Annotated in this window: 11 protein-coding genes; all 11 read right to left on the bottom strand. The window is 45.7% G+C overall.

What is annotated here, in order from left to right; all coding sequences use genetic code 11:
- Positions 1-82: 82 nt before the first annotated feature.
- A complete protein-coding gene (locus tag AC1VOR_RS14460) occupies positions 83-2,158 on the bottom strand; it encodes a pectate lyase family protein (RefSeq protein ID WP_482618647.1) in 2,076 nt (691 codons plus the stop codon).
- A 334-nt stretch (positions 2,159-2,492) separates the two neighbouring features.
- Positions 2,493-3,389 (bottom strand): glycine betaine ABC transporter substrate-binding protein, encoded by an 897-nt coding sequence (locus AC1VOR_RS14455; protein WP_482618646.1) that lies wholly within the window; start codon positions 3,387-3,389, stop codon positions 2,493-2,495.
- Positions 3,390-3,766: 377 nt separating this feature from the next.
- Positions 3,767-6,025 (bottom strand): S-layer homology domain-containing protein, encoded by a 2,259-nt coding sequence (locus tag AC1VOR_RS14450; protein ID WP_482618645.1) that lies wholly within the window; start codon positions 6,023-6,025, stop codon positions 3,767-3,769.
- Positions 6,026-6,278: 253 nt separating this feature from the next.
- Positions 6,279-7,439 (bottom strand): cobalamin-independent methionine synthase II family protein, encoded by a 1,161-nt coding sequence (locus AC1VOR_RS14445; RefSeq protein WP_482618644.1) that lies wholly within the window; start codon positions 7,437-7,439, stop codon positions 6,279-6,281.
- A gap of 203 nt (positions 7,440-7,642) precedes the next feature.
- Complete coding sequence (locus tag AC1VOR_RS14440; RefSeq protein WP_482618643.1) at positions 7,643-7,864, bottom strand: hypothetical protein; 222 nt, start codon at positions 7,862-7,864, stop codon at positions 7,643-7,645.
- A gap of 167 nt (positions 7,865-8,031) precedes the next feature.
- Positions 8,032-9,348, bottom strand: coding sequence for a BaiN/RdsA family NAD(P)/FAD-dependent oxidoreductase (locus tag AC1VOR_RS14435; RefSeq protein ID WP_482618642.1), 1,317 nt, complete (start codon positions 9,346-9,348; stop codon positions 8,032-8,034).
- A gap of 33 nt (positions 9,349-9,381) precedes the next feature.
- Positions 9,382-10,695, bottom strand: a complete 1,314-nt coding sequence (locus tag AC1VOR_RS14430) for a BaiN/RdsA family NAD(P)/FAD-dependent oxidoreductase (RefSeq protein WP_482618641.1) — start codon at positions 10,693-10,695, stop codon at positions 9,382-9,384.
- Positions 10,696-10,949: 254 nt separating this feature from the next.
- Positions 10,950-11,573, bottom strand: a complete 624-nt coding sequence (locus tag AC1VOR_RS14425) for a DUF4352 domain-containing protein (RefSeq protein ID WP_482618640.1) — start codon at positions 11,571-11,573, stop codon at positions 10,950-10,952.
- Between the two features lie 157 nt (positions 11,574-11,730).
- Complete coding sequence (locus AC1VOR_RS14420; protein ID WP_482618897.1) at positions 11,731-12,522, bottom strand: sensor domain-containing protein; 792 nt, start codon at positions 12,520-12,522, stop codon at positions 11,731-11,733.
- A gap of 329 nt (positions 12,523-12,851) precedes the next feature.
- Positions 12,852-13,895: a DNA cytosine methyltransferase gene (locus tag AC1VOR_RS14415; RefSeq protein WP_482618639.1), complete on the bottom strand. Its 1,044-nt coding sequence runs from the start codon at positions 13,893-13,895 to the stop codon at positions 12,852-12,854.
- A 13-nt stretch (positions 13,896-13,908) separates the two neighbouring features.
- A complete protein-coding gene (drmB, locus tag AC1VOR_RS14410; protein ID WP_482618638.1) occupies positions 13,909-15,789 on the bottom strand; it encodes a DrmB family protein in 1,881 nt (626 codons plus the stop codon).
- Positions 15,790-15,795: the final 6 nt, after the last annotated feature.

Raw genomic sequence — 15,795 nt, 5'->3', positions numbered from 1 at the left:
CTTCACCTGTCTACTATATGGGGAGCATATCTATTTTTTACTTTAGCACCACTTGGCTTCGGTCAGCTCTTACAAGCTTGTTCTATTGCAGCTCGATGTAATAAAGATTAATCGAATCTGCCTTGGTGATCGTATGGGTACCGGGGGCAAGCGGCACACTCACCACGCCGTCCGTCAAGGTATAGTTAGTACCATCGATTTTGATCTTTTTGCCGCTCTCTTGGTTAAATACCAGCGTTAGCGTCGAAGCCTCTGTGGTAGTAAATTCAATACGTGTCGCTGTCTCGATCTTCAAGCATTGGGTTAAGGTTAGTCCCTTGTAAACGACCGTCCCCTTGCTGGTAGACAGATTCCCCTGAATGTTGAAGAAGTCACTGCTGGTTCCCGCCGTTGTGAAGTTATGGGCCAGTTCCCCGGTAATCGGGCCTGTGCCTGGATTTGGTTCTGGTTCTGGCTCGGGTTCCGGTGATGTGGAAGAATTGCCACCCACGGAAACAAGCTGCGTGGTATAGCTTCTTATTTTATTCATCAGTGCCGTGTTCATGGCATAGGACGTATCGTCTACAGCGTTATTAAATTGCCAATCAAAGTCCCCGCCATCCAGCCGTCCGGCTTCCGCAGTGACAATTTGCTGGACCGCATTCACACTATCGATATTTGAACTGGATACCCCCAAATCGAGACGGGTATCGAAGTTATTGTAAGCCGTGCCGCCTTTTAAGGCTTTATACGAGCTGGGTACGCTTTCATTTCTTGATGAAGCCAGATACGCATCAAAGGAAGTGGCATGGGCCGATGTCGTACCACTATTGGAATTCGCGTAAATCAAGCTGTCGGCATCCACGATGATATTGTTGTATGCCTTGATGACGCCGCCATCTTCACCGGAGAAGGTGCCATCTCCCAAAGCGTCGGTGCCTTGCAGCGAGCTCATCATTGGATACTTGGCATGTCTGAAATAATTAGCCTCCACAAACGCCGAAGCCCCGGTAGTCACGCCAACACCATATTTTGAGATACCATCATAGAAGTTGTTATAAATATGGACGGAAGCCACGCGAATCCGTGGATGACGAGAGTCAGAGTGGTCAAACCAGTTATGATGGAAGGTCACGAAGAACTCGGCAGTCTCGCTTAATCCCACCAAAGCCACCTTGCCCGATTCCCAATAGTGATTATAGGAGATCGTAATGTAGGTCGATCCCTTCTTCAGGTCGGTGGAGCCATCTCCCTTGGCCTGGTCCGCATCGCTCCCCGCAGATCCATAGAAAATATCGTTATGGTGCACCCAAACATTGACGTTTCCGGTATCCATGGAAATGCCATCATCCGGGAAGAGCATCAGCCCTAAGTTTCTCACTTCTACGTTGCCAACGGCCCGGAGCAGAAATCCCCAACCGTATGCATAAGCATCATTACCGATACCTTCCAGCGTGATGTTCATCTCGGCATAGTTGTTCTTTCCCTTCACCTGAAGGTAACCGTTGCTGTTCAATTGTCCACTCAAATCGTTAGCTGTTATCTTGCCAATAAAACGAATGGCTAGCGGCGTGGTATCATAACCCTTCTGTCTCAGATTCAGAATATCTCCCAGTCCTACCCCTGTCTGGGTGCGGCCGGAACTGTTGGTAATCACATCAAGAGTGACGGTGCGTGCATTCTGGGAGGTGATATATAACACTTGTGCTCCATTCTTGAGTGCCCCATTATCTTGATAGGCCCCTGATCCGCTCCCGAAGGGCGAATTCGAGGAGAAGGCAAACCCCGATCTATCATGTGAAGCTACGGATAGCGGGCCAGATACAACCGCCGTCAACGAGCCATCGGCCCGTCTGGCCTCCACCTTCATAACATAACTCCCGGCGGTTAAGCCTACGGCATCCGCTCTCCAGTAAGCAGGATATTTTCGAATTAACTCATTATCTAGCTGCCGATAGCTGGAGTCTGACGCATTCGCAGGTTTTACATACACGTTGTATCCTACGGCATTGCTCTCCGGCGCCCATTCCACATACGCCGTCTCATTCCAGCCCCCAGCCTTGGTAATAGAGAGCCCCGCCGCATGGGCGGTATGGCTCGGCAACCCTGTTGCCCCTAAGGAAATCGCTAGGGAAAACATTAAAACCAGACTTATCGCACGACGAATCCTTTTGTTCACGCACAATCCTCCCGATTCATTTTACTTGCCAACCTTTTGGTGTAAGCGCTGTCCAAAAGCCGTAAAAACCTCCTGTCCTACCCTCCTTCCTCCCCATATCGCCTCTATGACGCCCGATGGACGCACAACGAAGCAATACAGATTATATGTATAATGATCTAAATTATATTTTATTTACCAAAATATTCATGAATTGATCATGAAATGAACTATAAATAAAGGGGACGCATAACAAGCTCCCGCAGTAAGCGACGTGGCCAAAGATAACAAAAAAGTGGCCTGAAGCGGCCACTTTCCTGGTTGAGATTTATGATTTTGAGGGCGAAATAGCCGCTTAGGACTGCAAATCCTCGATGGAATTAACATCCTCCATATAAGTAGGCACAGCAAGCCCGGATTTCACATTGATCATATTCGCTCCAAGGTCATCTAGACTATCACCGTATTTGTCCCAATAATCCGCATGGGTTACTGGAAGCCAAGCTGCTACAATGGCATCCACATCTCCGTTAGCGACACCAATCCACATCGGCCCGATCTCTACCTGCAAGGCTTGTGCCTCATATCCAAGCTTCTCCTGGAGCACGTAACGAACTACGTTGGTGCTTGCCATCTCGGAGTCCCATGCCACATAACTGAGGGTGAAGGCATCTCCATTCACAGGCTCCAGCCCGTCTGTCCATTCCTGGACCTGAGCTTCATGCTCGTCAACCCATTTCTTGGCTGCCGCTTCCGGCTCTGCACCATTTTGTATATCGATCATAACCTCGCCCATATCCTCGGATGTCCAGAGGAATCGATCCAGGAATTCATAGGCTACGGGATGATCGTCTTGTAATCCCTGACGCGCTATAGTGCGGATCTCCTCCGGCTCTCCATAAGTCAGCTTGGGATCGTCCAGATACTTGAGATCATAGGTATTAAACATCCAATGCGGGGTCCAAGCTACAATGACAATCGGCTCTTGCTTCTTGTAGGCTCTGTCCAGCTCTGCCGTCATGCCCGCTGCCGAGCTCTCCAGCAACGTCCAGTCGGACAACTCATAATCCTCCATTGCCTGCGCTGTCAGCCTCATGAGGCCTGAGCCTGCATCGGTTCCCGTAATTTTATAGTCAACCTGCTTGCCAACAGACTCTATTCCCTCTCCCGTGGCAATATCAGACGAACATGCTCCTAACATGAGCAATCCTATCAAGCTAGTAAAAATCAACCATTTCCTCGTGTTCTTCATGCTGTATTTTCCCCTTTGTCCAGTTGTTCAGATGCCTGTATTACATTCTGCAGAAGTGTAAAACAACATTTGACGAAACGCGACAGTCGCTGTGCCGATTAACAACGTTATGATAACAAACAATGAAATTGATCACAAATTGAAAATAGCGTTTATTGCGTTCATACAGAAAAAACTTTACATAAATAACTCCGAGGTAGGGTCGTATTCGCTTGTATGCTCTCTTTTCCTACAAATTCGCTACTAAGAATAATTTTTGAAAAAAAATTTATTGGAAAGGACCTTTTGAGTACAAAAAAAGCAACCATCAAGGTCGCTTTTTCTTTAAGGCAGGTTCCCGGCCTAGTTGAATTGTATCCTGATAGGCCCTCACACTCTTAGAGCTTACTCAAAATCGTTGCCAGTTCAGCGCGGCTCACGGTCTCCTTCATCGTACTTGGAAACAACGTATCTACCGATACACTTGATCCACTAAGTTCCACATATCTGGATAGGATCAGCTTCATCTGCTCGGTGGTCACCAAGGTATCCGGCATGAAGTTCCCTTGACCATCCCCGGTCATCAAGCCTTGCTCCACAGCCCAGCCAACATAACCACTATACCAACTGTCCTTCGCCACATCCTTGAAGGAATCCACCTGCGCCTGCTCAATTCCCAGATGTCTGCCCAGCGTGGTAATTGCTGTCGCACGGGTTACCGGTAAATCCGGTGAGAACTCACTTGCACTCGTTCCATTCATAGCCCCGGATTCATACAACTGCTTGATTGCCTCATATGAAGCATCGGTTGACTTCACATCGGTAAACGGAAGCCCTCCAATGGTAAACCGCCATTGTGACACGCCGGTGTATGTCTCATTTGAGGATACTACAGCCACCACAAGCTGATACTGACCGTCCTCCTCAGGCATGATTTGCGTAAAGTCATTCTTCAAATCGGATAGAAGATACGTTTCTGAATAGTTTTCCGAAGGAACGTCGGTTACGGTGAGCTGGATGTCACTGTCTGGAACATCTGCGCTGGCTGTAACTCCACTCAGCACAGGATTTTTGCCAGAGGCTACACTTTGGATGCCCGCTCCATCATTAACGGTGAAGGTTACCTTCGTCTTCCTACTAGTATCGGTCGCTTCAGAAATACCTGAGAAGCTATGAGTCAGCTCGGTAATGACGAAAGCGGTCGAACCTTCCCCGCCTTCAGTGGCTATACCTTGCCCCTCGGAAGCAGGTCCACCGCCCGGTGAGGTTGGCATTCCCTCTGGCATCTGTGGAGGCGTCTCTCCGTCTGGCAGTTCGGGAGGTATACCACCATCCGGTATTTCCGGACGTTCTCCACCCTGTGGCATACCTTCCAGCGGTCCGTTGCCATCATTTGGCGGATTGCCACCAAAGCCACCACCCATCATGCCGAAGGAGTTGCCCGTATATTGCTGCTGTACCCCATTGATATACAGATTATATTCCGTATCCTTCTGCAGATCCGCAGAGGAGAAGGTTACACTTTGGAAATTCTTGTCCGCTGTATGCTCGAAGATTTCATTGCCTTCCGTGTCAGTCAACTGGATGGTACTTCCCGCGGCCTGCGTTGAAGCAAATGACAGCTCGATAAAGGGCTGCTCCGAGGTCGACGAGGTAGCATCATTACGCGTTCCCAGTGCAACTACGGTACCTCCGTTAATCGTGATATCCTTATCAGCATCAAGTCCCCCATCAGGACTACGATCATTCGCCATAGTAACCACAGTGCCGCCGTTAATCGTTAGATATCCGTTGGAATCAATGCCATCTCCTTCGGCTCCAAGACCTGCATTCACGTACAAATACCCATTATTAATACTTGTGATTGAAATGCCATCCTCATTCGTATTAATGCCGTCATCCTGGGCTTCGATATAGACTTTGCCTCCATTAAGCGCCAGATGTAGCTCGGAATCAAGCCCCTCGTTAGCCGCGGTAATATGCAACTCTCCCGTTCCCTGCGCTTCCCCTGAAATATTAATCGACATTTTGGAATAGAAAGCTCCATCATATTTGTGCAGCTTCTTGGTGGTGCCTTCTTTATAAATACGGGCTACATAAGAACCATTTACGGTATTGATAGCATCATCGGCCAGAATAACCTGTGCCCCTGCATTACTTAGATCAACAGTCCCCTTCAGATCCTCCGAATTGGAATACGGCTCATATACATTATAGAAAATCACAGCCGGGGCCACCGTATTCGTAATGTCCACCCCATCCAGAACAAGCGTTACGATTGCATTCGGATCAGAAGCTGCCTCCTCTCCCAGGTCGATCGCAAGCTGCCCCGCCGACAGGGTCCCCGATACGCGGTAAACTCCCGGCTCGGTAATGGTTACTACAGTATGCTTGGCCGCTTCCTCTGCACTATGTGCATCCGCAGCCGTCCCTTCACCATAACTGCTGTCCTGCCCATCCTCATAATATACAATCTCGGCTCCCGTATAGACGGCTGCCGATGAGCTTGTTGATGCGGCTTGTCCATCTACGGTCACTGCTGTATCCGACAGCTTAATGACGGTCTCCTTAGTAGTTGTACTAGCCAGAGCCGGTCCACATGCGCTGGTCATTGTCAGTGCGAATACAAACATCAAACACATTGTACGCTTCAACATCCCCACTCACTTCCTTCCTTAAGTTTTGGTTCTTGTATGCTCTTAGTCTATATGAGCTGACTTAAAGTAAACTTAATCGGAGTTGAATGTTGGCTGAAAGTTGTAGGGTTAGCTTGACGGATTGTGATGTGGAGCTAGAACAGCGAGTGCAAACCCGTGCTGGGCGCAAAGTTCAATCGTTCATCACAGCGCAAAAAAGCCACCAACCGTATCCCGGTGATGGCTCTGAAACTATACTTCTGAAGGTTGAACGTTACTTGCTCCAATATTGCTTGGCGATTCTTTGGCCTTGGTTAATCTTCGCCCATTGCTCATCTTCCGTTAATTCATTGCCGCCATCGCAGGAAGCGAAGCCGCATTGATGGGACAGCAACAACCGATCCTTGTCGATAATGCTCGACGCTTCGTCCAGCAAACGAAGAACACGCTCTTCATCGTCCAGCGTATTGGTCTTGGAAGACAACAAGCCCAGTACGATCTCCGTGTCCGGCTTATCCTTGAAGACAGCCAGCGCTTCCAGCGAACCGGCACGTTCATCATCCCATTCCAGGAAGAAACGGTCATACTTAAGCTGCTTCAAGAACAGATTGGCAATCTTTACGTAGGAGCCCCCGCCCATGTTACGGGAATCATAGTTGCCACGGCAGTTATGCGTCCACATTTTCAAGCCCAAGCTATGTCCAAAGTCAATTACGGTATTATTAATGTCGATGAATTCATCGGCCAGAGCCTGTACTTCCTCTTGGTTAATATTTTCGCCCGTATACGGGGAGTTCGGATTGTCATCGGCAAATAGCTCCCACAGGCAATCGTCGAATTGCAAAATTTGTCCGCCAGCGGCAGCAAAGTCTGCGACAAATTCCTTATAGGCTTTGACAAGACCGGCTTTAAGCTCCTGACGAGTCTGATAAACGGCATCCGTGCCTCCGATATTATCGGACCAGGACAACTCCCCGAAAATATGCGAAGGAGAAGGTACGCACAGCTTGGTTTCCTGTTCACCAGCAAGAGTCTTCAGCTTCTTGAACACTTCAATGAAATGATGGTTCTTCCCGCTCAGCTCACCTGTAATGCGTAAGCCGATGTCTTTCCGCGTCTCGTATTTCGAGCTTCCATCAATATCCCGGAAGAAATAACCGTGATCGGCAATATAGCGGCTAACACCTTCGAAGCCCCAAACAAAATCCAAATGCCACATCGATTTCGAATACTCACCATCGGTAATGACCGACAATTTATTTTCGATTTGCTTATTGACTACATCCTCAATAGCCTTGGCTTCACAATCCTGGTAACCTTGAAACTCTTGATAAAAAGGATAACTAATATCATCCCGATGCTCAATTTGCGTCTTATATGCTAATAGCTCAGACGGTCGCAACAAGCTCCCTACTGTCTGGAATCTCTCACACATTTCAATAACCTCCTCGGATGGCTCTCATGCTCGCTTGTATTGCCTTGATTGTAGCATAGCAGACCATTCGGGGTGTAATACTCAAAAACCATATCTAGTTATAGTTTTTAGCTATATCTAATAGTTAAAAATTGTGGGGGTGTTATAGTTAGGGAGTCGTGCTACCCATGGTTTTTGAAGAGAGTCGGTGTCTATTTTCAAGTTTAAAATGGATTACAAATGGCACATGGTAACAGCACTTGTTTTGGAAATCTGGTCTCTTGGAATTGCTTAGCATCAGATACAAACGCAAATGAAAACCAGCCACCATCAACTTTTTCGACCTCTTTACCCTTTAAATCTGTTCCGTTAGGTTTGCAGTATGAACATTCACTCTTATGTAATCTAGAAACATTGGTGGGTTTATCTACATTAAGCCAGTACACACGGATCACCTCCATATTCTCTAATTTTACAGTAAGGGATTATATTCTCTGCGATGTGATTGTATTCATTATTCTAGGCTAGAATTAAGTTGGTGTACTCCTGCCAGCTTCAAAGCATAAAAAAACCGCCGAACTAAGAAATTTCAGTCAGCGGCTTATCACTCTCTCTATCTCTTGCCAGCAATCCGCTTGGCCAGTGCCGTTGCGGCGGTATAGCCGGAGCTCCAGGCCCATTGCAGGTTGTAGCCCCCACAATCGCCATCGACATCCATGACTTCACCGGCCAAATAAAGCCCAGGCACGAGCTTGGATTCCAGTGTTCCTTCTTGTAGATCTGTCGTATCAATGCCCCCGGCTGTCGTTTGCGCGTTCGGGAATCCGTTGGTATCCGTCACGATGAAATCCCAATGCTTCATCAGGCGGCACAAAGCCTTTCTAGTCTTCCAAGACATATCCTGACACAGTAAATTCTGGTCCTCATCGATGCCCGCCTCTTGCAAGAGGATCGGGATCAGCTTCTTATTCAAGATGCCGATCAGCGAATTCGCAACCGTCCGGTGTCCGAACATGCCCCAATGTGTATCAAGGAAATCAGTAACCTCTTCATCTGTCTTGTCCGGCATCATATCCAGCGATAAAATGACCTTGTGTCCTTTGGCAAGCTGAGCGGCAGCCTTCCGGCTTAACTGGAGAATGGGTGGGCCGGAGGCGCCATAATTTGTAAACAGCACCTCGCCATATTCGCTGCGGATAACTTCACCATTAGCGATGATGTGTCCCCAGCCCTCGAATTTAACTCCGGACAACTCCTTTAAGTAAGGGCTATCCAGCTTCAACTGAACAATCCCGGGTACCGGGTCGATCAGGGTATGCCCCAGTCGCTGGGCCAAGGTGTAGCCAGAGCCATCCGTTCCTGTCTTTGGAGCAGTAAGGCCACCCGTGCAGAGAAAGAGATAATTGCTAGTATAGATAACCTGTTCTTCCGTATCCGTCTGGCACACCACCGTAAATCGCGGATGTCCCTCGGACACCATCACGTCAAGCACCTTGGTCTTGAAGTAGATCGGTGCATTGCGGTCCTCCAGTGCAATCTGAAAAACCCCCAGCACGGAGGCAGCCTGCAAAGACATCGGGTACATTCGGCCATTCTCAATAGCGACCAAGGGAAGGCCAATCGTGGAGAAGAAATCAACGGTTTGCCGAACACCAAATTGCTGCAGTACAGGCAAAGGAAATTCCGCCTGATTGCTATGGTATTTGGTCGATAAATTAACCGCCTCGTCTCCGCCCGTTGCCGTCGATTTATTCGTTATATTGCAGCGGCCATTACCGGTGGTTAATACCTTTTTGCCAACACGGTCGTTGCTCTCAATAATGGCGGTATCTATCCCCAGATCTCGCGCCGTAACAGCGGCCATAAGTCCGGAAGCGCCCGCCCCAATAATGAGCAGCTCGTGATGCTTGGAAGATTGAGATTTATTCATAGGAGGTGAAACCCTTCCTTTTTGTCCATATTTTCATCGGGAAATGTGCTTGCCTAGCGCCATCGCAGCCGTATAACCGGAGCTCCAGGCCCATTGCAGATTGTAGCCGCCAAAATCTCCGTCCACATCCATGACCTCACCGGCCAAGTATAGCCCAGGCACGAGCTTGGATTCCAGCGTATTTGGGTCCAGCTCTTTCGTAGCAATCCCTCCCGCTGTCGCTTGCGCATGCTCAAAGCTATGGGTTTCGGTTACTTTGAACTCCCAAGATTTTAATAGCTTATAGAAGATTTTTTTCGTTTTCCAGGAGAGATCCTGGCAAAGCAGCCCCGACTCTTGATCGATCTTTGCTTCCTTTAGCAAGACGGTGACCAGCTTCTTGTGTAAAAAGCCAATGAAGGATTCCGCGACCGTCCGGTGTGCAAATAATCCCCAGTTCGTCTCCAAAAATTCGATAACCTCATCCTCCGTGCGGTTCGGCATCAAATCGATGGATAGCGTCACGTCATCCCTTTTTGCCAGATGCACCGCTGCCTTCCGTCCAAGTTGTAAAATAGGTGGGCCGGAGAAGCCGTAGTCCGTGAAATGAATTTCACCCGCTTCACTGCGAACGATTTTATCATTAACAAGGAGATGGGCTTGTCCCTGAAGCTTGATACCAGATAGCCCCTTCTGATAGGGATACTTCACCTTCAACTGCACGATGGCCGGCAAAGGCTTGATCAAGGTATGCCCCATTTGCTCTGCCAGTGTATAACCGGAACCATCCGTTCCAGCATTCTGGCCGGTAAGCCCGCCTGTACAAAGAAACAGATACTCGCTGGTATAGACGGCCTGTTCCCCGGTCTCAGTCTGACAGGTGATTGTGAATCGCGGATGATCCGCCGATACGGTCACGTCCATCACCTTGTTGTTAAGGTATACCGGGATGTTCCGTTCCTCCAAAGCAAGCTCGAAAATATCTACCACGGATGCGGCTTGCAGCGACATCGGGTACATCAAGCCCTCTTTCAATCTGGTCAACGGCAGCCCAAGCACATGAAAGAAATCAATGGTTTGTTGAATACCAAATTGTTGCAACACAGGTAGGGGGAACCCAGACTGGCTTCCGTAATACTTGCGTGACAAAGCCACCCCTTCGTCGTCCGTTCCCGCCCTTGTGGATTCATTTGTTATATTGCAGCGACCGTCGCCTGTCATGGCGATCTTCTTACCAATTCGGTCGTTACCCTCCAGAATGGCGGTATCTATACCTAAATCCCGCGCCGTAACAGCAGCCATAAGTCCTGATGCGCCTGCACCGATAATGATCAGCTTATGGTGCACAGCGTCCTGATAATCGTACATGGTTGTTCGTTGCACCCTTTGTCCAAATAATTTATATTTTTTAATTATAGCATAAGTAGATGCGCCTCTTAATGCCGACAAGGAAGCAAATAGCTATGCCGTGACCTCCATCTATCTTAGAACCATCTTTCACGAAAGGTAGAGGAATTATTCCTGCTAGAGATGTGGCACCATTCGTGCAAAAAAACCGCAAGCTCTGGGGGGGAATTCCCATTACGCTTGCGGTTTCTTTTATATAGCAACAACAACTTCACTTATCTTAAGGTAATCGTCACTTTGTCCTCATCTTGTGCGAGTTTTAATACCAAACCATCTTCGGATTGGGCTACGATATCAGGAACTTCAATGACCACAAACCCCGTTTTCGAAGCTAGTGGCTTCACACTTTCATTGCTAAGGTCTTTATTGATCATCGTAATCGTATAATTGTACTCATATTTGTCGTTAAAATAGGCCTTCATCTCGACGCCACCAATCATAGCCGTAAAGCTATCCGCTTCCGTTCCTTGGTTGGTCACCGTATAGTTCAGAATTAGGAGCTTATTCCCTTCATCGGCGCTGGAAGAAAAGTAATCATCACTGACTTGTTGATTGAATTCAAAAGAGTTCAGCACAATCTCCCAATCACTCAAATTGAACTTGTCCCCTACTTTCAGGCTAACCTCTGCTGGTTCTTCAGGCTCCTGAACCGGTTCTTCTGTAACAACCTCTTCCGCTTGCTCACTACCTGCATTACTTGAATTATTCGTAGCACCTTGATCCTGTGCCGTAGTATCCGTCTTCGGCGCTTCTGGTGGTGTGGATGCAGCACCTCCACATGCAGTAACCAGTAACAACAAGGCCATCAATAAAATGCCTAAACTTGCTTTTCTCAACATTTCTCCCCCTCTATTATCTATTAGTACATATTACCATACATGAGAGTTATCTACCCATGATATAAAGGAAACTCACTTCTTGACTGGAAATGAAAAGGGAGCCGTGGTATGCAAATGCATAGCCAAGACCCCCAACTATTTGTCACTTCAACTCTTCTTAAGCAAGCCATACTTTCTCTGAACCGGGCTGATCTTCTGAAAAATCTCCTCCATAAGGCGACTCGGCAGGCACATGGAATTGCGGGGCTTCGACCGCCTCTGGCAACGGTTGTTGCATATAGGACTCATCCACATACATAATTCTGCGCTGAACTTGCATCAGCCCATTCACCACACGAAGCGCGATCCAGAAAAGTACAACACCCAAGCCTACGTATAACAGATATTGCTCATTATAGGACCAGTTAATATGGAAATAATGGAACAGGTTATTTTCCAGGATGTCCAATTGAATCTCATTCATCAGAATGATATGCACTGCAGGAAGGGCGATGAACCCGATTCCCAAGGCTAACGCCGTCACCATTACCACAAAGAAAACGATACCTGTGACAAACCGGAGCAAGACGAGCATGACATTTCTAATAAAGAGTCCACCGTCGAATCCTTTCACCATACGCTTGAACCAATTTTGCCCGGCTTCGGCTTGTGAATGGTTAGGAGTTGAAGCCGGAGGAGTTGGCAAGCCCAGGATATGTCGAATCAGACCTTGCTCAAAATTCACTATCCCCTGAAGCAGCTTCGCCACTCCAAAAAACATCGGTATCCCGATAAATATCGGGGTCAACACCACGGATAGAACTAACCCCGTAATCGCTAATGTCAAATAAATAATCCCCAACGGGAGAGATAGCAATAAGTAGAGAATCGTTGCATAGGTTTTAGGATTGAACAGCACCCAACTGACCTTCCCCATCTTGGCCGTTGCAGGCGCTTCTGTTGCCTTCATCATCAAACACTCCCTTTAAGCTGTCATGAGTCACGCTCTAAGTTTATAAACCCATTATATCTACCTTAGTTACGTGACATAACCGTCTTAAGGGGTGGAGCAACCTAGACTTTGGGCTAGGATTGGGGGGATTTGCTTATTCACAATAAATCTATTTATTGTATATCGTAGACTTAACTTCCTCACCACTTCCCTAACCCTCCACAGATTAATCAATATATGAGATAACACACTAAAATTTACTATAAAAAGGATATTCAATATAAATTATTCAAGGAACAGAAGAGTTAATAGATTTATCATGATAAACAAATAGAGTACCTAATAATCTAAACTCTTGATAAAAAACAATCTTCAATATGGGTGAAAATGTTAGAGCTTTGGATTTTACTAAACATTGGCGGCAACGCATTGCCAATCATCAACGCCAAAGACGTCTTAGGAATATCTAATGGAAATATGTAGTCGGAAGGAAAGGTTTGTAGTAGTGCAGCTTCTCTCGCCGATATACACCTATTTTCCTCGGGATGAAGGAATCTCCCTTTTGAGGGATTCAAACAGCCACCTGTAATAGTCGAGGAAACATCATCCCATCTTAGTCTCCCATACACATCTTTAAATCCAACATTTTCTCTTTTGTGGCATTCCAGAGTATATTCCTCAGGAAGATCTGTCCTACTGCCACCATTCTTGGGTATTTGACTTATCATTTTTTCTATTCTTGCAACATGCTTAGGAAAAATTTTGTGAACTGGATCAGAAGAATTATATGTACCTTCCAATCCACCAATCACGTCTCTTACTGTTCTTCTTTCATTATTTCCTGGGGAAACTTTTATTTCACCAATGCGTGAACCAACCATAACAAATCTTTTCCTTCTTTGAGGAACACCATAATTCGAAACATTCACAATTTTATAATCAATATTATATCCCATAAACTCTAGCTCTTTTACAACATACTTAAAAAGATCGTAGTTGGTTATGGAAGGAACATTTTCCATCATTAACGTAAGCGGCTTAAATTCTTTCACAAATCTAAGGTACTCCAAAATTAGATCATTTCTAGGGTCATCCACCGGTTCTTTTCGATTTAGTCTTCTCATCGAAGAAAAACCTTGACAAGGAGGACAACCAGCTAATAAATATAGCGTCTCTCCTTTTAACAATTCATATATCTTATTCATATCAAGCTTACGTATATCCTCATCAAATAACATAGTTTCTCTATGATTAGCAGTATATGTCTTTGCAGCGTGTTTATTAACTTCAACTGCTGCAATTATATTAAACTCAGCCTGACGAAGTCCTTCAGATAGTCCTCCACATCCTGCAAATAAATCAATCGCAGTAAAGTTTTCTCCCATTTTCATCGACTCACCCATCTTAACTATTCAGCCAATTACTGTAAAATCCTATGTGCTTTTCTTCAAAAGTCCCTACTACAAGACCCCGATCTAAGAAAACATTAAATTCCTCACAACTTGTCTCTGGCAGTAGACCACAAGAATGGCAGGCAGCAAGATTTAGTGCATCCCTTCCTTGACCTTTGCTAGTAATACACACCGGATCATTAGAACATAATTCGCCAAATTCAATTGCTTTTCTAAATATCCTAGGAAGACAATCCCAATAACCCTGCCTAACTAGTCCACCAAGTGTACCTTCAGAATCCCCACTTGCAGTATAAATAAGAATTGCTGACATTTCGATCTCATCGTCCTGTTCGCTATAATAAAGCCTCTCTCTTAAAGATGCAGCAGTATACCCACATTCAAAACTCAATTGTCTAATAAGTAAGTGGGCTATTGTGTGTAATAATATGAATTTCGGGGTGATTTTTCTACTAGTAATTTCTCCTTGATATGAAGACTGATAATGACTGTTAATAATTCGCGCTCGATAACTAATTTTTTCACTATTTCTTTCAATCCAATTTGCAATCTCCGAGTTGTCAAATTCAATAAAGATTCCTTCCCCACGAACTTCGTAACCGGGGTACCACCTTGTTTGCGGTTCTTTGGAGGAGACAAAACCATGAATATTTTCCTCCGGCACATAAGGATCAGGAGGGTCTAGGCGAGTAAACCCAGTCAATGCCCGTACCTCTCTAATTTTATGAATTAACGATATATTTTTAATATAAGGTATGGAGTACATTTCAATACTGGTCCCTTCCCTTATAAAATCATTGCCATTAAGGTCTTTGTTTGATATTTTTCCTGTAAGAGCTTCATATTCTTCCATACGATAATTCATTCCATTTGCATCAGGATTCACGTCTTCATCACTAATAAGTAGACGTCTAGATAGTATATTTTTGACTACTATAGTATCAGCAGAAAGTTCTCTCGCAATATCCACAGCCCACTTTTCTATTCTCTTATTAATTCTATCTTCTTTTTCGTCTTCTTCATAATCACTAATAATCCTCAAGATATCATTATAACCAATAGAATTAACAATACGATCGTTTATTTTTTCCGAATACGGAGGAATCACAAGGGAGCTTACAACTTTTGGATAGTATAAGGATGAGGCCCCGCGCTGCATAGCTCTAGGGGGCTCTACACAATCTACAGAATGATTTTTCCAAGGCATCCGTCCTGAACATGTGTGACCTATCCTATCTAGTGCATCTTTATCAAATGCACCTTTTAAAGTTGCGCGAGAATTACAGTTTTTACACCTAATATTTATTCCTTCTAGCCCCGCAGAAGCAGTCGCTCCGGTTTCAAAAGTCAGGACGGGGTTACTACAAATCCCACTTTCTTTTTTTCCATGTGCCCAAAGCACCCAAGGAAAATCATCAATATGTCCTTTATTACAAGCTACAACTATACGACTTGGAACTAATCCTTGCTTGCACTCCATGCAACGAGGCTTTCTCATGTAAGGATCACTTTCTTTTTGTTTAGAAGTAGCCTTTTTAAGATATTCATTCACCCAAAGATTTAATGGTTTAAATATCCGACACTTCGGACAAAAATACCACTCAGGGAACCGAGAATATGCGATTCCCCAATCATATTTACCTTGACCTCCTGGCATTCCAAAATAATCCACTTTTAAGGCCTTTTCCAGTCTTTCATCGTGAATTTGAATAACCTTCTTTTCCCAATATTCAGGAGCTGCCGTCATTAAAGTTTGGTCCGGGAAATCAACCATAGCACCAACACCATACTGAAGTATTGCTTGTGCACTTCTAATACTATGGGTGACTACATTCAATCTCTGTATATCCTTTTGCTTACCAAGTTTCGACATATAATA

The sequence above is a fragment of the Paenibacillus sp. 1SOY10 genome (genome assembly GCF_056836745.1).
The sequence above is the reverse complement of the archived record's forward strand: the minus strand, read 5'-3'. Positions and strand labels throughout refer to the sequence as shown.